Source organism: Sporanaerobacter sp. PP17-6a, assembly GCF_900095615.1.
Classification (GTDB): Bacteria; Bacillota; Clostridia; order Tissierellales; family Acidilutibacteraceae; genus Acidilutibacter; species Acidilutibacter cellobiosedens.
Genome location: NZ_FMIF01000040.1, coordinates 18,970 through 40,261, shown reverse-complemented (window position 1 = coordinate 40,261; position 21,292 = coordinate 18,970). Strand labels below are relative to the sequence as shown.

23 protein-coding genes are annotated in these 21,292 nt (G+C 33.9%); 3 read left to right on the top strand and 20 right to left on the bottom strand.

Annotated features, from left to right (window positions below):
* Window positions 1-23: 23 nt before the first annotated feature.
* Complete coding sequence (locus PP176A_RS14715) at window positions 24-782, top strand: SDR family NAD(P)-dependent oxidoreductase (protein WP_071141228.1); 759 nt, start codon at window positions 24-26, stop codon at window positions 780-782.
* Window positions 783-813: 31 nt separating this feature from the next.
* On the opposite strand, the gene PP176A_RS16280 is transcribed toward PP176A_RS14715, so the two are convergent.
* The 20 genes from PP176A_RS16280 to PP176A_RS14620 all read right to left on the bottom strand — a co-directional run bounded on the left by PP176A_RS16280 (window position 814) and on the right by PP176A_RS14620 (window position 20,477).
* Entirely contained in the window at window positions 814-978 is a 165-nt protein-coding gene (locus PP176A_RS16280; protein WP_159429073.1) for a hypothetical protein, read from the bottom strand.
* A gap of 45 nt (window positions 979-1,023) precedes the next feature.
* Window positions 1,024-1,860 carry a tRNA 2-thiocytidine biosynthesis TtcA family protein gene (locus tag PP176A_RS14710; RefSeq protein WP_373419522.1) on the bottom strand — a complete coding sequence of 279 codons (837 nt, stop codon included), beginning with the start codon at window positions 1,858-1,860 and terminating at the stop codon, window positions 1,024-1,026.
* A 117-nt stretch (window positions 1,861-1,977) separates the two neighbouring features.
* Entirely contained in the window at window positions 1,978-2,475 is a 498-nt protein-coding gene (gene queF, locus PP176A_RS14705) for a preQ(1) synthase (RefSeq protein WP_071141226.1), read from the bottom strand.
* Between the two features lie 17 nt (window positions 2,476-2,492).
* On the bottom strand, window positions 2,493-2,966 hold the full coding sequence (locus tag PP176A_RS14700; protein ID WP_071141225.1) for a QueT transporter family protein: 474 nt from the start codon (window positions 2,964-2,966) through the stop codon (window positions 2,493-2,495).
* A gap of 182 nt (window positions 2,967-3,148) precedes the next feature.
* Window positions 3,149-3,883 carry a TrmH family RNA methyltransferase gene (locus PP176A_RS14695; protein ID WP_200796179.1) on the bottom strand — a complete coding sequence of 245 codons (735 nt, stop codon included), beginning with the start codon at window positions 3,881-3,883 and terminating at the stop codon, window positions 3,149-3,151.
* Window positions 3,884-3,932: 49 nt separating this feature from the next.
* On the bottom strand, window positions 3,933-4,844 hold the full coding sequence (locus PP176A_RS14690) for a ribonuclease Z (RefSeq protein ID WP_071141224.1): 912 nt from the start codon (window positions 4,842-4,844) through the stop codon (window positions 3,933-3,935).
* A gap of 127 nt (window positions 4,845-4,971) precedes the next feature.
* Entirely contained in the window at window positions 4,972-5,367 is a 396-nt protein-coding gene (locus PP176A_RS16100; protein ID WP_071141223.1) for a DUF4367 domain-containing protein, read from the bottom strand.
* Window positions 5,368-5,408: 41 nt separating this feature from the next.
* Complete coding sequence (locus PP176A_RS16095; protein ID WP_071141222.1) at window positions 5,409-5,750, bottom strand: sigma-70 family RNA polymerase sigma factor; 342 nt, start codon at window positions 5,748-5,750, stop codon at window positions 5,409-5,411.
* A 184-nt stretch (window positions 5,751-5,934) separates the two neighbouring features.
* Window positions 5,935-7,104, bottom strand: a complete 1,170-nt coding sequence (locus PP176A_RS14675; protein ID WP_071141221.1) for an amidohydrolase family protein — start codon at window positions 7,102-7,104, stop codon at window positions 5,935-5,937.
* A gap of 48 nt (window positions 7,105-7,152) precedes the next feature.
* The gene (locus tag PP176A_RS14670; protein WP_071141220.1) at window positions 7,153-7,710 is read right to left on the bottom strand and encodes a nitroreductase family protein; all 558 of its coding nucleotides are present in this window, start codon (window positions 7,708-7,710) and stop codon (window positions 7,153-7,155) included.
* A gap of 92 nt (window positions 7,711-7,802) precedes the next feature.
* Window positions 7,803-9,002: a dipeptidase gene (locus PP176A_RS14665; RefSeq protein WP_071141219.1), complete on the bottom strand. Its 1,200-nt coding sequence runs from the start codon at window positions 9,000-9,002 to the stop codon at window positions 7,803-7,805.
* Window positions 9,003-9,031: 29 nt separating this feature from the next.
* Window positions 9,032-10,666, bottom strand: coding sequence for an ABC transporter substrate-binding protein (locus tag PP176A_RS14660; protein ID WP_071141218.1), 1,635 nt, complete (start codon window positions 10,664-10,666; stop codon window positions 9,032-9,034).
* Window positions 10,663-12,291, bottom strand: a complete 1,629-nt coding sequence (locus PP176A_RS14655) for an N-acyl-D-amino-acid deacylase family protein (RefSeq protein ID WP_071141217.1) — start codon at window positions 12,289-12,291, stop codon at window positions 10,663-10,665. Before PP176A_RS14655 ends, PP176A_RS14660 begins: the two co-directional genes overlap by 4 nt.
* Before the next feature lie 2 nt (window positions 12,292-12,293).
* Window positions 12,294-13,025, bottom strand: a complete 732-nt coding sequence (locus PP176A_RS14650; RefSeq protein WP_071141216.1) for an aspartate/glutamate racemase family protein — start codon at window positions 13,023-13,025, stop codon at window positions 12,294-12,296.
* 15 nt (window positions 13,026-13,040) lie between these two features.
* Window positions 13,041-14,183 carry a M24 family metallopeptidase gene (locus tag PP176A_RS14645; protein ID WP_071141215.1) on the bottom strand — a complete coding sequence of 381 codons (1,143 nt, stop codon included), beginning with the start codon at window positions 14,181-14,183 and terminating at the stop codon, window positions 13,041-13,043.
* Between the two features lie 21 nt (window positions 14,184-14,204).
* Entirely contained in the window at window positions 14,205-15,098 is an 894-nt protein-coding gene (locus PP176A_RS14640; protein WP_071141214.1) for an ABC transporter permease, read from the bottom strand.
* A gap of 11 nt (window positions 15,099-15,109) precedes the next feature.
* Entirely contained in the window at window positions 15,110-16,066 is a 957-nt protein-coding gene (locus PP176A_RS14635) for an ABC transporter permease (protein ID WP_071141213.1), read from the bottom strand.
* Window positions 16,060-17,043 carry an ABC transporter ATP-binding protein gene (locus tag PP176A_RS14630; RefSeq protein WP_071141212.1) on the bottom strand — a complete coding sequence of 328 codons (984 nt, stop codon included), beginning with the start codon at window positions 17,041-17,043 and terminating at the stop codon, window positions 16,060-16,062. The genes PP176A_RS14635 and PP176A_RS14630 overlap by 7 nt, the downstream gene beginning before the upstream one ends.
* A 15-nt stretch (window positions 17,044-17,058) precedes the next feature.
* Entirely contained in the window at window positions 17,059-18,027 is a 969-nt protein-coding gene (locus tag PP176A_RS14625; RefSeq protein ID WP_071141211.1) for an ABC transporter ATP-binding protein, read from the bottom strand.
* 419 nt (window positions 18,028-18,446) lie between these two features.
* On the bottom strand, window positions 18,447-20,477 hold the full coding sequence (locus PP176A_RS14620) for a sigma 54-interacting transcriptional regulator (protein ID WP_071141210.1): 2,031 nt from the start codon (window positions 20,475-20,477) through the stop codon (window positions 18,447-18,449).
* 272 nt (window positions 20,478-20,749) lie between these two features.
* On the opposite strand from PP176A_RS14620, the gene PP176A_RS14615 reads away from it, so the two are divergent.
* Both PP176A_RS14615 and PP176A_RS14610 read left to right on the top strand, forming a co-directional pair.
* Window positions 20,750-21,061: a hypothetical protein gene (locus tag PP176A_RS14615; protein ID WP_071141209.1), complete on the top strand. Its 312-nt coding sequence runs from the start codon at window positions 20,750-20,752 to the stop codon at window positions 21,059-21,061.
* Window positions 21,049-21,264 (top strand): hypothetical protein, encoded by a 216-nt coding sequence (locus tag PP176A_RS14610; RefSeq protein WP_128753400.1) that lies wholly within the window; start codon window positions 21,049-21,051, stop codon window positions 21,262-21,264. The genes PP176A_RS14615 and PP176A_RS14610 overlap by 13 nt, the downstream gene beginning before the upstream one ends.
* Window positions 21,265-21,292 lie beyond the last annotated feature (28 nt).

Genomic DNA, 21,292 nt, shown 5'->3' with positions numbered 1-21,292 from the left:
TATAACAATGAGGAGGGCAAGATATGAAATTAAATAATAAGGTAGCAATAGTTACCGGAGCTGCTGCAGGTATGGGCAAAGCAATAGCCAAGGAATTCGCTAAAGAAGGTGCGAAAGTAGTAGTGAACTATTCTCGTAGTTCACAAGAAGCCGGAGCCATCGTTGATGAAATAATAAAAGATGGAGGAGAAGCTGTAGCAGTAAAAGCTGATGTTTCAAAATCCGAAGACGTAAAACAAATGATAGAAAAAACTATAGATAAGTTTGGAAAAATAGATATATTAGTAAATAATGCGGGAATACTTGACGATTATACTCCAGTAGTAGATACATCAGAAGAATTATGGAACAGAATAATAGGAGTAAATCTAAAAGGCCCATTTTTATGCTCCAAATATGCAATTCCCTACATGCTAAAGGAGAAAAAAGGAGTAATAATCAATTTATCTTCAATTGCAGGGTTTGTATCCGGAGGAGGCGGGGCAGCTTACACTTCTTCCAAACATGGAGTAATAGGGTTGACGAAACAGATCGCTTATGATTATGGAAAACTGGGAATAAGAGCAAATGCCATATGCCCCGGAGCCATAAAGACAAGAATGACAGAAGAAATATTGAAAAACGATGATGCCCCTGTTATGGAAGCGATAAAATCCGTTCCCGCCGGAAGATACGGATATCCCGAAGAAATCGCAAAGTTAGCATTATTCCTTGCAAGTGATGATTCGGATTTCATCCATGGAACACCTATTCTTATTGACGGAGGATGGGTTGCAAGATAAATATAAAATTATAGGGATTGGTTAGCTAAAACTAACTAATCCCTATCTTAATTAAAGCTCTCAAATCGATGCCTGGAAATATCATATAACAAGTCATAGCGCCTTCCCCTGTGGCATCTTTCATTTTATATACAGTACAATCTTCACATTTCTTTATTGCAGTAATATTATTCCCGTAAAATACCTTATCTTCCAATGTAGTTCCTATTTATTTCACCTCCTCTTTCCGCTCATGAGAAAGCTAATCCTCATCATAAAAATCCAGATATGAATATTTCTTTTCGCCTTTTTTCCATCCTAATATACAATCCATATTCACGTTTTGTGCTGCTTTAAATATAGAAATATCTGCATTTTTGTAGTTTTCTTTAAGATGCTCAATTAATTCTTTTATTTCATAACGCTTATTTCCCGTCCTTTTGGCAGCCACCATACAAGCACAGTTTAAGGGCCATATTCCGCTATTCTGGATAAACCTTTTTATATATTTTTCCTCTATATAGTACATGGGCCTTATGAGTTCCATTCCCTCATAATTTCTTGATTTAAGTTTGGGAAGCATTGTTTTAAAATTCCCCGAACATAAAACATTTAACATAATGGTTTCTATAACATCATTGAAATGATGTCCCAAAGCTAATTTATTACATCCCAGTTCACTTGCTCTTCTATATAATGCTCCCCTCCTCATTCTCGCGCACATATAGCAGGGATAATCCTTAGCTATTTTATCGGTTATTTTAAATATGTCTGATTCAAATAAATCTATTGGTATATTTAAATATTTACAATTATCTATTAATAATTTTTTTATATCCGGATGATATCCCGGGTCCATTGCTATAAATTTCAATTCAAAATTAGCGTTTCCGTTTCGTCTCAGTTCCTGGAACAATTTAGCCATAAGCATACTGTCTTTCCCTCCGGAAACAGCTACCGCGATTTTATCTCCATCTTTGATTAAATCAAATTCTTTAATAGCTTTTATAAATTTGCTCCATAAATATTTTCTGTACTTTTTAATTATGCTTCGTTCTATTTCAACTAACGGTTTTCTTTCACTAAAGGGAACCAATATTTCACACCCTTGTCCCGCTAGTCCTTCCTCTTTATTCTTCACGATATTCTATTCACCTCTTGTTTTTAATCCAGCCTACTATTAGTTTATCTCAAAACAGTAATAAAAACAAGATTCCTATCTGTTGTCTACCTTTTCAGGATACATGTCATGATAGAATAGTCTCTTTTCCGCTACCTCTTCCCATTTAGTTCCCTTTCTTCCATAATTACAATAGGGATCAATGGATATTCCGCCTCTTGGTGTGAATTTTCCCCATACCTCAATATATTTTGGATCAAGTAAGTTTATCAAATCTTTCATTATCATGTTAATACAGTCTTCATGAAAATCTCCATGATTTCTAAAACTGAAAAAATAGAGTTTTAAAGATTTGCTTTCAACCATTAACTTTCCAGGAACGTAGGAAATATATATAGTAGCAAAATCCGGCTGTCCTGTTTTGGGACAAACGCTTGTAAATTCCGGGCAATTAAACTTTACAAAATAATCATTCCCTTGGTGCTTATTTTCAAATGTCTCTAATACTGACGGGTCATAATCGTATTTATATTTAATTCCTTGATTCCCCAGCAATTTTATATCCTTTAACTCCTTTTCACTTCTTTCGCTCATTTATATCAACTCCCTCATTATTTTAATCTCTTTTTAAATTCTTTAACCATTATAACTCCGACTATTGACGGAATAACCTGACCTGTACATAAACTTACCGCCAATATTTTATAAGGTACGTTCAGTATAAAGGAAAGCCATATAGGCACAATTAGCCCCGGACCAAATATTATGGGAAGGGCTATAAACCAATCATTTAAATTAAAACGTTTAATCATATAAATTCCCGATGTAGTAACAATCCCAACTATTAGCCCTCCTATTATATCAAATATTCCTAATCCTCCCATAATCATATTACTTACCATATTTCCTATTCCCATAGGCAGTATAAGGAAAGGATACACTCCGGCAAAAGCATAAAGGGATGTTGCTATCCTGATCTGATATTGGCCGAAGGCAAAATTCTGAGTAAAGTACATGAGCACGATATAAAGGGCCATAAAAACTCCCGATATAGCTATTTTTTGAGTATTCGATTTAATTTTCATTTTTCTCCTCCTTAATTAAACAATAAAAAAAAGGCGCTTCCGCCTTATAAACAAAAATAAAAGATCATAAAATAATCTTTTGGTTCCTTAGTTTTGTTTAGAGACAGGATGGTTACGAACTGTCCTATTCAATTTTAAATATATCTTATTACTTTATAGTGAATAAGTCAAAGAAAAAACTCTCAATAAATATTTTTCTTTGAAAACTCATATATTGCAATTCCAACTGCAATGGGAAGATTCAAAGAATCTATATTATTAGTATGCTTTATGACAACACTTGTCCCTTCCTTTAAAAAACTATCATCCAAACCTTTAGCCTCATTTCCAAAAACCAAGGAAAATTTCTGATCGGCATTATGCTTTATATCCTTTATTGTTGAAGCTCCGTTAAGCATAAATGTATATATATGATGGCCGGGAAAAGAATTTTTATATTCGTCAAAGGAATTATAATATTTAAAGTTTAGTTTAAAAAATGCACCCATAGATGCCCTTATAACTTTAGGATCGAATATATCAACCCCCGGACTTACAATTGCTAAGTTATTTATTCCAAACCCTACCATAGTTCTGATGATTGTTCCCATATTACCCATATTACTTGGATTTACTAATACAATATGGGATTTATCTTCTTGCAAAAATAAATCATATTTTTCAAATATTCCTATAACATAACAATTTTCCTTAGGGCTTATTCTTGTAAAAAATTTATCGTTTGTTTCAGTTTGTATATCCTTATCCTTACAAAAATCATATATATCCGGCTGCCCTTTACTTCCTTTATAATTTGAATTTACCAATACTTTAATGGCCTTATCCGGTTTTGAATTAATTAATTCGATAGTGGGAAACTCTCCCAGGGCATAAGAATAACTATAATCTTTTTTATATTTTTTCAAAGCTATTGTCATATTTTTTCTCCCATTTATTAAAATCGAAAATAATATTCTTTCCTAAAAATCAATCATCTTCCGAAAATTTTAAAGTTCTTGTCAGCCTGTCATACCCTATTATAGAATTGGGGAAAACAGATTCCGCATTATATTTATATAATTCCGGTTCACTCATGGAAGGATTAAAGTGAGTGAGCAAAAGCTCTTTCACGTTTCCCCTAAGTGCTAATTTGGCTGCCTCTTCAAAAGTCATATGTTTATTCTTTATGGCCTTTTCCAAATCCTCTTTATCTCCATAACTTCCTTCACATATAAACAAGTCACTTTCCCGTATAAAATCAGGTATAGCATCAATTGGTCTTGTATCAGTAATATAGCTTATTTTAATTCCTTTCCTCTTCTTGCCCAGAACCATATTGGGTTCGTATACTTTATCGTTGTAAATTGCAGTTTCCCCATCTTGGAGAATTTTCCACAGATTCTTCGGAATTTCGTTTTTTATCGCTCTCTCCGGTTCAAATTTCGGTTTTCTTTTTATATAAAAGCTGTATCCTATACATGGAGACGAATGATCTAATTTTAATACCTCGATTGTCATATCTTTAATAATATTTAATTTTCCGTCAGGATTTTCTATTATGTTTATTTTATAGGGTAAATAAGGAACTACGGTTCTTAAGCCATTTATTATATGGGTTATTCCTTCCGGACCTATTATGGTCATAGGCTCCGTTCTTCCGCTGTTTCCTATGGTTGCAAGAAGTCCAGGAAGCCCTATTATATGGTCCCCATGACCGTGGCTTATACATATGGTGCCAATAGTTTTAAAACCCCATTTTAATATTTTCATGGATACCTGAGTTCCTTCTCCGCAGTCCACCAAAATTTTTTCTCCGTTATAATTCATAAGAACCGAAGAAAGATACCTGTTCGGTATGGGCATACTGCCTCCGCAGCCTAATAATGCTATATCTATCATCAAAAAACACCTCTTAAAAAGAAGTTTACTAATCATACTTACATTATACACAACATTTAACGAATTTACTATGTAAATAACAAAAAAACCTACGGGATCAACCATCCCATAGGTTTTTTATTGTTTACTATTTAACAGATTCCGCAGCTTTTATTATTTCACTTCTTGAGATATCTTTTCCATGCATATGCATTGAATAAAGCACTCCGTTATTTTCCCAATCAATATTTCCTCCATCGGAGATTACAGCATCTACTCCATTGATCTTCACTTTTTCTATCTTATCACCAGTAGACATTGAATAAGCGGTTTCTTCATCGGCAAACCTCTGCTGCATAAAAATCTGTTTCCCCGTTTCCTTATTGACAAAATATAGATCGATATATTTGCTGTCTTTTACAACTCCGTTTTCACCTTTATAGAATTCTGCCCTGTCAAATTCGTAGCCTTCCGGCAAATACTGCGGAAGAATAACCTTAAAGCAGGTATAATCATTTAATTTTTCTTGATCCTTAACTATCATATAGTTATCTTCTCTATTATTAACTTCATCAGATTCAGTTATTATCTTTCCATCGATATCAGTTCTTTTATAGAATCAAGAGAAAAAAACTTGTGTCTTTTAAGACTTCTAAAATAATCATTTACTATATTTCTCGCTATTGAAAATAGCCATGTTTCAAAGGGTGATTTCTTTTCAGAATATGTATCTATCTTGATCATCACCTTTTCAAACACCTGACTTGTTAAATCTTCTGCTGAGCATTTACAATTAATTCTGTAGTATATATAGTTGTAAACCCTTTTATAATAGGTTTCAAAGATATATTCAAAATCTCTCTCTTCACACAATTTCTCTTTCATTTCCCTATTATTTAAAGTATTAGCTAAAACGGATTGTTGCATCTCTTTAAAATCCTCCTAAACTTTTTACTTAGCTAAGTAATTTTGTTCCTTGTTACATATGTTAATACGTACAATCTTTCATTCCATTACATATATTTTATATTTTTTTATTTTAATATGAAAGGATTCATATTTTAAAAATGAAATGAGCCCAACTGTTTATAAGTTAGGCTCATTTCATAAGTTATAAGTAATCTTCTACTATTTTACCTTTTTTAATAATTAAAAATATTTCTTTTAATGCTTCAATATCCTCAACAGGATTTCTTTTCAATATAATCAAGTCCGCAATTTTTCCTTTTTCTATTGTCCCTATTTCATCTATCCCGCAAGCCTCTGCGGCTCTGCCGGTTACTGCTTTGATTCCCTCTATATTTGAAACTCCCAAATCTGTAACAAATTTTACCTCCTCAGGCAGGCAGCCATGCATACTGTCCGTACCTAAAACAAAATTAATCCCTGAACTTACTATTCTGCTGTAATTTTCTTTTGCTATATCTCGGACTTTTTCCAATTTTTCTCGTATCTTAGAATTATTTCTGTCTCCATATCCCACTCCTTTATCGGAAAATATTATAAAGGAAGTTATTGTAAGCCACATATTATTTTTTATCATTTTTTCAATCTGTTTATCCGTCAACAGTGTTCCATGCTCTATACTTTTAACTCCCGCTTTAATGCACAAATCAATTCCTTCTCCCCCATGGGCATGTGCACAAACATATTTACCTGCTCTTTCACTTTCATATACGGCAGTTTCAATTTCCTCAAGAGAATAACTGGATTTGTTTAACACACTTCCTTCACTGCTTACTCCCCCTGTAACAAATATTTTCAGTTGATCTGCCCCTTTATGAAAATTTATTCTTGCCCTTTTTCTTATCTCTTCCAACCCATCCGTCGATGTAAGAGCATACCCGTGTCCGTTAATAGATGTCAAACCTATGCCGGATGCAAGTATTGAAGGTCCGTTTATCAATCCTTCATTAATTGCGTTTTTTATTTCGATATCTATATAATTTTCTTCTCCCATCACTCTCATAGTAGTTGTTCCTGCCTTAAAATCAGCTTTGATATTATTCAAACTTCTTAATATATTTCGAGAAGCCGGTATCTTCAATTGTCCTATCTGGTCACCAAGTTCCGGTATTACAGACAGATGAGTATGACAGTCTATCATACCTGCCATGGCATAGTAATTCCTTAAGTCCATTACTTGAACATCATCCAATTGTCCAAAATCATCAATTGTTCCTACATGTTCAATTCTTTCGCCTTCTATAAGTATGCAATCCTTTTCTATTAAATTGTCGGATTTTCCGTCAATTATTCCCTTCAGTTTTAATAATTTCAATACCATTCCTCCTCTTTAATTCAGATATACCAATGTTCTTCCTCATTATTATTTTTTATTATACCACTCATAATGTATTTTTGATTCAACATCTATTTTAGGTCTCTTTATAGACATACCATTGGGATATCCCACAGGTAAAATCCCTATGGGAATAACATTTGCCGGCAATTTTAAAATTTGTGATAACTCCTTTTCTCTAAATCCGGAAACATAACAACTTCCAAGGTTCAAATCGACTATTGTTATAAGCATATTTTCTATACATGCTGAACAATCAAGATATATTAATGTCTTCAACGATTTCTCTCCATATTTATTATATGATCTGTCAACATCTGCGCATATTACTATAAAAATCGGTGCTAAAAGCATCCATTTCTGAGGAATACCTTTTTGTTCATCTTTTCCAAGAAATGTCGTATTTACTATTTCCTTTTTTGTTAAATGCTCTCTAACAATAATAAATTCCCAAGGCTGAATATTTCCTGCTGTAGGCGCACAATTGCCTGCTCTTAAAATTTCCAAGATCATCTCATTTGACACTTCTCCTTTAGTAAATGACCTTATGCTCATTCTGTTAGTTATCGCTTCCTTTACATTCAATCATTTCACCTCCAAATTTATACGTTAAAAACAATTAGGAATAGAAGCAATTATACCTCTATTCCTAATTTCATAAAAATCATATTACTAATCTATATCCACACTTCATTAAGGGCTCTCAAAATATTTCCAGAAAGTATTTTCTCAATATCACTGTCAGAATAATTTTCCTTAACCAACCACCTTAAAATATTTTTTGAAGTTTCCGTAGGATTTTCTAACCCTTTTACATATTCTACTTCATTATAGTCATGAGTGCCTTGAGTACTCTTTGTTGACAGATGACCCGCATAGGCATGATGAAGCCCAACATGATCTCCATATAGAGTATCCGGCCCAAAGGCTACATGATCAACTCCCACAAGATTCTTTACATATTCAAAATGCTCCATAAAGGAAACTATGGAGTGTTCCCTGTTGTTATAAGTTAAGGTAGTATGAGGTGCCGCTTCAATTCCTATTACTCCGCCCTTTTCAGCACATGCTTTTAATACTTCATCCGGAAATAACCTTCTGCTCTCCCATAAAGCTCTTGCCCCTACATGAGTTAAAAATATGGGTTTTTGGCTTGCCTCAATTACATCAAGAGTAGTCTGCACTCCGCAGTGAGAACAATCTATGGCTATTCCAACCTTATTCATTCTCTCCACTGCTCGCTTTCCAAAAGCAGTCAATCCTCCGTCTCGATCCTCTTTAAGCCCGGAACCCAAACCGTTAGCTTCACTATATGCAACTCCCATGAGCCTAACCCCAAATCCATAGAGTATATCTATTCTATCAAGCTCGTTTTCTATCATGGCGGCTCCTTCAATACTTGGTATAAGAGCTATTTTTCCTTCTCTATGAGCCCTAATTATATCATCTACTTTTTCACACCTTATTACAAAATCCTGGTGGGCAAGGTCGCAAAGCCTTATTCCTAAGTCATAAAGCACTTCGTCCCATTTCCATCCGCTTTTAGATGTTATTGTACATGTACCGTCCATCATATTATCAAATACGGCATCCAAATAAGAATGAGATAAGGCTTCATAAGCAGCTCTTTCTCTTCCTTCTCTGGCGTATTCATCTAATTTGGTTAAATCCTTTGGAAATAACACCGGATGTTCATGTAAAGATATAATGATAAGATCTTTTGCAAGTTTTTTTACCCTTTTTTCCTCATCTTCCGAAAGAGGCACCAAATATTCTTCAACTCTGTTTAGTCCGTCACAAAGCTCAAAGTGTTTATAGTCTTCAGGTCCAAGGTAGTCGTATGCCTTGTAACCCTTGTATGCTGACTTAATACCCATTTATCCTTCCTCCTTGTTGTTTTTTATATCTACTTTTTATATACCTGACAAAGTGACTGAGGATCCACAAGTCCTTTTAAATCACTTGGGAATAACTTAAAACCATCAAAGGCATTGGAATATGCAAAATTATACTCCTGAACATATAAAGGAACAACTGGAACTTCCTTGATAAATTCTTCCTGGAATAAATCCATATTCTTATCAATATCTGCTTGAGTCGCAGCAAATTTTGATCCTTCCATATATTCATCCAGTTTAGGATTGTTGAGGCCCATGAAGTTAAGCTGAGCTGTTGAATGGAACAGTGTATACATGCTATCAAACACATCTTCGATTATTCCCCAGCCGCCCAAGTTAATATCAAATTTCTTTTGATTAAATACAAGATCGCTGTAAGTTGATTTTTCAAGAGGTTTTAATTTCAATTCAATTCCTACATCCTTTAAATTTGATACCAATATTTGTGCCGTCTTATCCAAATACATGTCATTACCATCATACATAAGTTCAAGAGATACATTTTTACCTGATGGAGAGTTTAATATTCCATCTCCGTCCGAATCCTTATACCCTGCATCAGATAGTGTTTTCTTAGACGTTTCCACATCAAACTGAGGTAATACAAATTCATCTTTTTGATATTCTTTATATACCGGCGAAATTGGTCCCGGCATTGTCATGCCATCACCTTCTAAGGCCATAGTAATGATTTTTTCACGATCAATTGCTTCCGAAATTGCTTTTCTTACTGCATTATCCTTTAAGAATTCATTCGTATAGTTAAACCCTATATACACGTATCCTAAGCTCGGTGTCTTAGCTACAGTAAAATCTTTATTGTTTGATAATTCTGCAGCAGCAGAATGAGGAATATCCTTGGCAGTCAAATCTATTTCACCTGTTTTTAATGCAAGTACCATTGTGTTTATGTCCGGATATATTCTGAAAGTAACTTTATCAAGATATGGTTTCCCTTCCGGGGAACCAAACCATTCATCCACTCTTTCTAAAGTATAATATTGACCCTTTTCATAGGATGAAAGTTTATAAGGCCCTAACCCTACAGGTTGTTCATTTGCATAAGTTTTAGGATCCTCTACTTTTTCCCAAATATGTTTCGGCACTATTCTCTGCCAAAATCCGAGAGTCGTAATAAAGCCGGGGTAAGGTTGCTTCAGCTGATAAACTATTGTCAAATCATCTGGAGTTTTAACTGATACAACTTGATCAAACACATCTGCCTGCCATTGTAATTTATACTCATACAATATATCTCCTGTAAATTTCACATCTGCTGACGTAAGAGGCTCTCCATCCTGCCATTTCAATCCGTCTTTGAGCTTAACCGTAACTGTTTTGCCATCTTCAGAAGTGGTTATACTTTCAGCAATATACGGTACTTTCTCTGCCTTTTCATTCATTATCATTAAAGTAGGATAGATGTTGTTAAGAATCCATGATCCTACCCTGTCATTAGATACTAAAGGATTAAGCATATCTACATCCGTAGTTATACCTACTTTCAATTCTCCTCCAAATTTGCTTTCTGCTTGTCCCCCATTTTCAGAGCCCTCAGTATCAGGCGGACTGTTATCTTTAGAACAAGCAGTTATAGAAAATATCATTACAAGTATCAACAAAAGTGCAACTAATTTTTTCATATTTTAATCTCCTCCTCATTTTTTAATATTACTTTACCTGGATATGATTCCAGTACTTTACCTTTATTTAATGCTATTTTACCGTTTACAATAACATATTCCACACCGTCGGCAGTTTTTAAAGGATCCTTATAATCTATCTCATCAGGATTGGGATAATAATATTTACCTATATTTATTATAGAGATATCAGCATCCTTACCTTCCGTTAACAATCCCTTATTCTTGATCCTGAACTGCTGAGCAGGCAGACTTGTCACTCTTTTTACTATTTCTTCTATTTTAATGCCTCCTTCTAAATACATATTAAAGAATATTGGAAAGGCTCCTCTTCTTTGAAGCTCATACCATGCATAGGGATCGTCTACTTCGCCAAATATTGTATCTGAACCAACCATTACTAAAGGGTTGTCAAGAATATTTTTTTCGTGAGTCTTATATGGAAAATCTCCCCTTACAGGGCCTCCCAACCAAAATGTGATGTTATCATTGTCATCTGCCAAGAGATCCAAAACCAAATCATCGGAATCTATCCCTTTTTCTGCAGCTATATCCTTAACGCTTCTATTCTCCAATTCCGGATTATCAGTATTTATAATTATGATGTTGCTCTTATCTTCTCCAAACAGGGATTCATCTTTCATGATTTCTTTTCTTCCTTCTTCCGTCTTCAAGGCAGCTTTTACACCTTCAATTCCCAAATCAAACAGTTTTGACGATGTTGCCATAATAAATTGTATAAGTCTGTCTTTTCTTGTACAATGTCCCGTACTTCTGGGAATAGTATCAGCAGCTATTTCTACCTTATTGTTCCTTGCCTCAAGGATTAAATCAAAGGCTTCAGGAACTGTAGGAGTCAAATGGGACACCTGAACTCTTACTCCCGATTCTTGTCCAATTTTTATTGCTTCTTTTACTGCTTCTTTAACTCCTAAATAATACCTGATATGAGATGCATATATACCATCGTATTCTTTTATAATCTTTGCGACTTCTATTAGCTCCTCCGTATCCGCATATCTGCTTGGTATATAGGAAAGACCTGTCGATATCCCAAAGGCACCCTGCTCCATCCCTTCTCTTACTAATCTTTCTATTTCTTTTCCTTCTTCGAGAGTGGGCTTCCTATCCTTTGAACCGCCCATAACACTCCATCTGATAGTTCCATGACCCAATAAGAAACCCATATTTATGTTTGTGCCTTTTCTGGTTACGCAATCAGCATATTCGGAAAAATTGTTCCATTTGGGATTATCTCTATTGTATTTTTCAACGGTTTCTTGAGCAATCAGTCCGTTCTTATACATATATTCATATATATTGCTTGAACTATAGGGAGTTATGGAATGACCGCAATTCCCACTAATAATCGTCGTTACTCCCTGTTTCAAGAAAACTTCAAATTTATTATCATTCAACACTATAAGCTCTTCATGGACATGAGGATCAATAAACCCGGGAGACACAAGATTTCCTTCAGCATCAATGATTTTATCGGCATCTCCCGAAACAGTACTTCCCACTTTTATAATTTTTCCGTTTTTAATACCTACATCTCCATAAAATCCCGGATTACCGGAACCATCCACTATAAAACCGTTCTTTATAATCAAATCATATTTCATTCTTATCGCCTCCTGGGAAATCCCTTAACAGCACCGTAAGTCTTGGGACTAAAAAATAATTTCGATTTAATTAAGGAATATAAATTATAAAGAGAAACTTTTGCGGCATTTACCACAGGGATATCGAGTTCTGAACTAAGTTCTTCGCTTATATCCATAAATGCCATAGACATACAGCCCAAAAGGAGGGAATCTGCTCCGTCTTTTTCCACTGCTTCCCTGCAAAGTTTTAATATTATTCTTTTAGATTCTTCATAATTGGTATTGACATCCATTACCGTAAGGTTTGAACTTTTTATGGAAACTAATCTGCTTTCCAATCCCGCATCTCTTACCTGCTTTATATAACCATAATTAAATTCACTTCCTACTCCGATTATGGAAAACTTATCTCCTAACATTGCAGCAGCATGTATAGATACTTCCCCGGGACCTACTACAGGTATATCTACCATTTCCCGTGCTGCAATAATACCGGGATCTCCGAAACATCCTAAAACGACTCCGTCATATCCATCATTCTCAGCTTTGGCAATTCCCTTAATTACTCCAGGTATAGACAAATATTCATCATAAAAGGATTCAATAGAGTCCGGTCCTTCATCTACTTCTCCGATATCCACTTTCATATCCGGCGGTGCTATTTTCCTTAAAATCCCCAACCTTCTGTTAAGTTCTTCGGTACCCAATTCCGTTTGGGAAAGAGTTCCCGGTACAATATACAAGACTTTCACTATTTTTACCTCCCATCATACATATACAATTAAATCTTCTAATTTTTTGCTGTATTTCGTAAGCAATAAAGGTTCTCCATCTGTTACAGCAACTGTATCAGAATGTCTAAACCCGGAGAGACCTTCTATATATATTCCCGGTTCACTGGACAACACCATTCCCGGTTTGATAATTGTAGGATCTCCTTCATCAACCCAGGGAGTCTCGTGTTCGCCAAGGCCTTTGCCGTGACCGGTTCTATGCCTTATATAATCCCCATATCCATTTTCCCTAATGAAGTCCATTACAGTTCTATCTATTTCACTGCAGGATTTTCCGGGAACCATCATGGTTGTAGCTAACTTTTGAGCTTGATATATTACATTAAATGCTTTTATTTTATCCTTTGAAGGCTCTCCTACAAAACAAGTTCTTTCGGTTTCAGTTCTGTACCCCTTTACATTAGCGCCACAACTAAGCATTACTGTATCTCCTTTTTCGACCTTTCTATTGGAAGGAAGTCCATGAGGTAGTGCAGTCCGCCATCCTGTAGGCAGCAATGCTCCAACGGGTCCTCCTGGCACATATATCACTTCATCAAGTTCATCAATCATTTTTTCTGTGGTCTTCTTTTCTAATTCACTTAATATCTCAAGTTCCGATACGCCCAATTTTAATGCCTCAAAACCTGCAGATACTGCATAATCAGAATAATATCCCGCAGATTTCAATAATTCTATTTCATAGGGAGATTTTATTATTCTCATATCATAAATTACATCTGAAACTTTTACTTCCTCAAATACTCCTGATAATTTCTTAAATAATTTGAAGTCGGTATTATCTACTCCAATTTTTTTTGTGTTGTTACCAAATTTTAATTCTTCTCCAATAAATTCAAATACGCCCTTCTTACCGGGATATTCAAAATATGTTTTTACACTATCAACATTAGGAACTCGGGTTGCTTCATCTTTCTCAAGCATAGGAACAAATAATTCAACCTTTCCGTCTGAATAAATAATATATGCAACAGGTCTTTCAGTCACAACATGATAAAATCCCATATAAAAAATATTGTAAGGATCTAATATCATAAAAGCATCTAATAAATTATCATTCAGATATTTAACTATTTTCTCTTTTCGTTGTTTTATTTCATTTACAGGTATGCCCACCAAATCATCTCCTTTTTTACTCTATCTTTCTCTTAACTTTGGATTCAACGCTTCTCTTATTCCCATTCCCAGAAAATTAAATGATATTACGAAAAACATTATAGCCAAACTTGGAAAAAGGGAAAACCACCAAGCCGATACAAAAGCTCCACTTCTATGAGCATTCTGTAATATTCTCCCCCAGCTCCATGTAATGGGATCCCCCAGCCCAAGAAAGCTGAGTCCTGACTCCGTCAATATTGATGTAGCAATTATTAGAGTCAAATTAACTAATATAGGCGCACTTGCATTAACCAAGACATGTTTTATCAATATTCTTCGTGTTCTTATTCCCAGAGATTTTGCTGCTTCAATATATTGCATATTTGAAACCTCTAACGTAGCAGCTTTCGTAATTCGGGCCAATGAAGGCCAACTGAATAATCCTATAACAACTGCCACTTTATTAATTCCATTCCCCACTACGGCCGCTATTATTATCATCAGCGGAAGTACAGGAATGGTAAGGAAAATGTCGGTAATTCCCATAGCCACAGTAGATATAGGGCCTTTAAAATATCCTGAAACAAGGCCTATGGGAACTCCGATGAATATTGAAACAATAACTGCAATAAACCCAACTTTTATTGAAGATCTTGCTCCCCATACAACTTCGGAAAAAATATCCAAGCCCATTGAATCAGTTCCAAATATATGTTGAGGAGAGGGGGAAAGAAGTATATCCTCAGCATTTCCATAACCTTCTGCAGGCTCAGCTATATAAGGAGCAAGTATTGCAACCATAAAGACAATCATAACACCTATAAATCCTATTACTCCTATTTTATGTTTAAAGAATATCTTCAAAGTCTTTTTCCAGTTGCCACTTTTCTTTGAAGAAAATCCTTTGATCTTTTTTTCCTTTATACATTCCATCTCTTTACCTCCTACTCCAACTTAATTCTTGGGTCTAAATATGCACATACAATATCAGCAATTATATTCATCATTATTACACTAAAGGCAAGTACAATAAACGCGCCCTGAAGAACTGGAAAGTCCTGCTGGCCAACTGCATCATATATCATTCTTCCTACTCCCGGATAAGCATATACTGTCTCTGTAAGGACAGCTCCTCCAACCATGCTTCCAAAGAGCATTCCCGCAACAGTTACAGTAGGAATCATCGCATTCCTTGCTGCATGTTTCCATATGGTTCTTCTTTCTTTCATTCCCTTGGACCGAGCTGTCCTTATATAATCTTCACTCATTATATCCACTATGCTTGCCCTGGAATAAAGAACATAGTTTGCCAAGTTAATCAATGTGAGAGTAAGAACAGGAAGTACCATGTGCTTTATTATATCTACATATAATTCCTTTCCGCCTAACCCCGGAGTAAATGCTCCTCCTATAGGGAATATAGGTATTTTGTATCCAAATAAATATAGTAAGGATATGCTTAGCCATGGAACAAATATGGATACACCCAGTATTGTAATTGCATTCACAATTTGATCAAATATGCTTCCCTTTTTATATCCCGAATAGATTCCCAATGGTATTCCTATAAACATTGTTATTATTTGAGAAGCAATCATTAATATTAATGTCCATGGTAATCTGCTCATTATAATTTTCGATACGGGCTGTTTATATATAAAGGACATCCCTAAATCTCCATGAACAAGATGTTTAAGATATAAAAAGTATTGAACTGTCAGCGGTTTGTCAAGACCAAAGTCTTGCAAGAGTCTTAATCTTGCTTCCTCAGTCATCCTTGGATCTATAAGCATTGTAGTAGGATCTCCAGGCATCAACCGTAAAATAAGGAAAGTCAAACTAACTGATATAAAAAAAGTTATAAATCCTTTAAAAAGTCTCTTTCTAATATACCTCAGCAATTTTCTCCCTCCCCTTTAGAATAAATATGGCATCGTATTAAATGTCCATCGTAATTTTTTAACTTCGGGTGAACTTCTCTACATATATCCATGCATTCAGGACACCTTGTACTAAACTTACAACCTTTAGGAGGATTACTGGGACTTGGTATATCTCCCTTCAGTATTATTTTATCTCCTTTAAAAGTAGGATCAGGTATTGGTATAGCAGATATCAATGCCTTCGTATAAGGATGCATAGAATTGTTAAATATATCATCCTTTGAAGCAAATTCCATTATTTCACCCAGATACATTACTAATATTCGGTCACTGAGATACTTAACAATACTAAGATCATGAGCAATAAATATATAAGTAAGGCCTAATTCATCCTTTAAATCATTAAAAAGATTTAATATCTGAGATTGTACTGAAACATCTAAAGCTGATACAGGCTCATCCGCAATTATTATTTCCGGATTTAACGCTAATGCTCTCGCAATTCCAATCCTCTGTCTTTGTCCTCCGCTAAATTCATGAGGATATCTATAAAAATAATTTTGGTCTAATCCGACTTTATCCAATATTTCTTCAGCCATTCTTTTTCTACTGTTTTTATCAAATAACTTATGTTCATTCATAGGTTCTATTATGCAGTCACCAACAGACATTCTTGGATTTAAAGATGCATAGGGATCCTGAAATATCATCTGCATGTCTCGTCTTATCTTTCTCAGGTTTTCTCCTTCCATCTTCGTAATATCTTTGTTTCTATATATTATTTGTCCCGAAGTAGGCTCAATAAGCCTTAATATACTCCTTCCTGCAGTGGATTTTCCCGATCCGCTTTCTCCCACAACTCCAAGAGTTTCACCTTTGTAAAGGTCAAAAGAAATATCATCAACGGCTTTGATATTTCCTGAAATTCTTCCAAACATCCCTTTCTTTATAGGAAAATATTTTTTCAAATTTTTGACTTCAAGTATTTTTTCCATAAATTCCACCTACCTTCAACTGATTTTCATCCAACAGGAAACTTTATGATCATTCCCCAAATCTACATAGGTCGGCGGTTCATTAAAGCATTTATCCTGAACAAATTCACATCTACAGGCAAACCTACATCCGCGAGAGAATTCTTCCGGTGAAGGGACTGTTCCCGGTATTGTATATAATCTTTTTCTATTTTCATTAATTGTGGGTAAAGACCTTAAAAGTCCAACCGTATAAGGATGGGCCGGATTTTTAAATAAATCATATACATTAGCACTTTCTACGGTTCTTCCAGCATACATCACCACAACATCGGTACACATTTCTGCTATGACGCCCAAATCATGAGTTATAAGAAGTACAGAGGAAGACAATCTGTCTTTCAGATTTTTCATTAAATGGAGAATTTGAGATTGTATTGTAACGTCAAGAGCCGTAGTAGGTTCATCCGCAATTAAAAGCTGAGGAGAACAGACCATAGCCATTGCTATCATGATCCTCTGTCTCATTCCTCCTGATAATTCATGAGGATACTGATAAATTACTTTTTCAGGGGAGGGAATAGAAACAAGTTTTAACCTTTCTATAACTATATCCATTGCCTCCTTCTTCTTGATTTTTTTATGGAGCATTAGCATTTCACATATTTGATCCCCAATTCTATATACAGGATTTAATGATGTCATCGGTTCCTGAAATATCATAGCTATTTTTTCTCCCCTAATATTTATAATTTCATCCATTGGGCACTTAACTATATCCTTACCCTTAAAATTAATTTCTCCTTCCGTTATAACCGCATTTTGAGGGAGTAATTTCATAATGGACAAAGATGTAAGGCTTTTGCCGCATCCGGATTCTCCTACTATTCCTAATATTTCACCTTTTTTCATATTAAAAGAAACTCTATCTAATACATTGATTATCTTCTTGTCCTTTTTAAATCCTACGCTGAGTGAATTTACGGATAATAAATTATCACTCATTTTATTCCCTCCTTCATAAAGCTCTTAATATCTATTCATAATTTATTGAAATAAGATAATAAGCATGAATCATGCCAATCGTATCCTATAATATAAAAAATATATTTATTGACCAATCTATATATGTTAAAATAGTGGTTATATTTTTTGTAATAAAAATTGTCAGTATATTCGTTCATTTTTTCTGACTATTCAGAATACGTTTTCTCAATTTTATGTTTAAATATTTAGGTTCTCATTAAGGGGATTTTACATAAATAATTATCTAATTCCTCCCCTATATATTTATAAAAACTAAAAAAATTGCTCTATCTATTAAAGAATATATAAACCTTTAAAATATTTCATCTTTCATAAACAAAAAAATATATAAGGCCAATATGGAAGTATTGGTCTTATATATTTTTTTGTTATGATTTTTATTTAATGAAATTTAGGAATTCCTTTCCTTTTTCAGTTATAGTACTGCCTTCTTTGGTTTTCCCTATTGAAATCAATCCGCTATTTTCTAAATATTTCATTCTTATCCTTACTTTATCATCAGTAATATCCCTTCCTTTATTTTTTAAGTTTTTAAATATTCTATTTCTTCCGACTTTTTTATTTAAACTTTTATATTTAAGTAATTCTTCTAAAATATATTTACAGTCCTCAGCCCATTCTTTTTCTTTAAGTAAGTCTAATATATAAATAAATTCACTATTATCCTCTTCGCCATTACGGACTTCTTCGATAAACTCATCAGATAAATCACCTATAACGACTTCATCATGCTCTACTATGTTTTCGATATAATATACCATATTTTCAAGTTCTCTAACATTTCCCGGCCAAGAATGTTTATTAAACAAGTCTAATACTTCTTTAGTTAAATGCTTTTTACTTCCGTCTTTTTTAAAAAAATATTTAACAAGATATGGTATATCCTGCTTTCTCTCTCGCAAAGGTGGCACTCTAAAGCTAAGGACTTTTATTCTGTAGTATAAATCCTTTCTGAATTTTCCTTCTTCAACAAGCTTTTTCAGATTTTTATTGGTTGCGGCTATAATTCTTACATCTACAGGAATAACTCCGTTTCCGCCCAGCCTCATTATTTCTTTTTCCTGCAGAACCCTAAGTAACTGAACTTGTATATTTGGAGAAATGTCCCCTATTTCATCAATAAATAAAGTTCCATTATGGGCATATTCAAACAAACCGGATTTCCCTCCCTTTTTCGAGCCTGTAAAAGAACCTTCTTCATATCCAAAAAGTTCAGTTTGGGCAAGAGTTTCGGATAATGAGGAAAAATTAACGGCCACAAAGGGACCATCTTTTCTTTTCGATTCATTATGTATAGCCTGAGCAAATATTTCTTTCCCAGTTCCATTTTCTCCTTGTATAAGAACTGTCAAATCCGTTTTGGCAATCTTTTTTGCAATATTAATGGCATTTATAAGATTTTCATTTACTCCCACCAGGTCATCAAAAGTATATTTCGATATAAAGCCTTTTTTTCTATTATTTTTTCTTATTTCATATTCTAATCTTTGAATACGTGTTATATCATTTAAGCTCAGCACTATTCCATTTGCATTGTCCTCAGATTTGAGAAGTCTTTTGTTAAACATGACCTTTTTTGAACCAATTTTTATAATCTCATTACAATATTCTTTCATATTAAGAAACATCTCTGCATTTTTTCTTTCAACAGATAATTCAGAAATATTTTTCAAATTAAAGTCATTTTCTATATCCAATATCCTTTTGGAACCCTCATTAAAGAATAATATGTTCCCTGATATATCCATTACCACTATTCCCTCATTAATGACATCAATAACCGTTTTTAAAATGCTATTAATTTCGCTGATATATTTGTTATGCCTTAAAATTTCTTTCGCATACCTGGCTGTCAACAAGTTAGTTTCCTCAAGAGGCAAGCCAAGATTAAAAAATATTTCAACTAACGAAGATATATCTATAATTTTCACGCCTAAATCTATTACTTTTTTAACTCCACCGGGAACCAAATGGCTTCCTCCAGGAGTAATTGCTATTTTGGCATCTTCAACTTTGCAGCCAGGGTAATAAGGTATATACTCTAAATAATCAATACCGAGTTCTCTTAAAAGCTTTATGGTTTCTTCAGCCGTATAAGGATGGTTGCTGACTAACAGAACTTTTTCTCCCACTTTTATTTTCATGACTTCATTAAGCTTATCCAGGTTTATGGCTCTCCTCACTACTACAATTTTCTTGCCCGGAGGAACTAATTTTTCCACATCTTTAAATATAGCTTTACTGGAACATACTATAAGATCATATGCAGATAAATTAAACTCGTTTTCCCCATTAAGGTCAAATTTAAATGAATCGATTACAACTTCACCTTTAAAAACTTCATTTAATTGTTTCATAAAAGAATTCATAACTTTTGAATCAACGGTTATTAAGGCTATTTTTTTCATATACACCACTCCTGCTTCTCATTGGACTTAATCTTTATTTAATTATTATATCCTTCTTCAATATTTTTCATTTAATAGCCAATTTAATATTAAATTACTGTTTGTCATGTCAAAATACAAGCTTGTTTAAATTATTTTTATTATACATTTTTTCTATTATATGAACAATTGTAAAATTTACAAAAAAGAATGTTGTTTTTAGTATTTCTTTTATGGAAAGTTATGATATATTTAACTGTAATATAAAAATAGTCTTTTATGGGAGGCATATGATGAATATACTAAATTTATTTATTAGTTCTTTGGTACAGGCAATATTATTTTCAGCAATACCTTTTATTTGGTGGGCTATTACTTTAAGAAAAAATATTTCGTTTTTTCAATGGATAGGTTTGAAAAAAATATCTATTAAAAATAAAAAGAGGTATATTCTAATATTTGCAGGAACAATCCTAATATTTATTCCATCACTTGTTATTATAGCATTTGTAGGATCGGATAAAATGGCAACATCAAGATTTTCTGGGAAAGGCATATCTGCTTTAATACCGGAAATACATTACAAGGGCTGTTGTTTGGATTAATGCACGGAATAATGTTCTTTTCAACAGTCGGAATATTTTGGGCTTTTATCATTACTGTTATTACGGGAATATCAGGATATCTCATGGGATATATTAATGAAAGATATTCAGATGGTTCTATTATATCAAGCTGGATGTTGCATGGTACTGTGAATACATTAGCATCCATTATATCCATGTTTAATGTTTTAGAAAAGTTATAGCTGCTACACCTTAATCGGTATACACAGC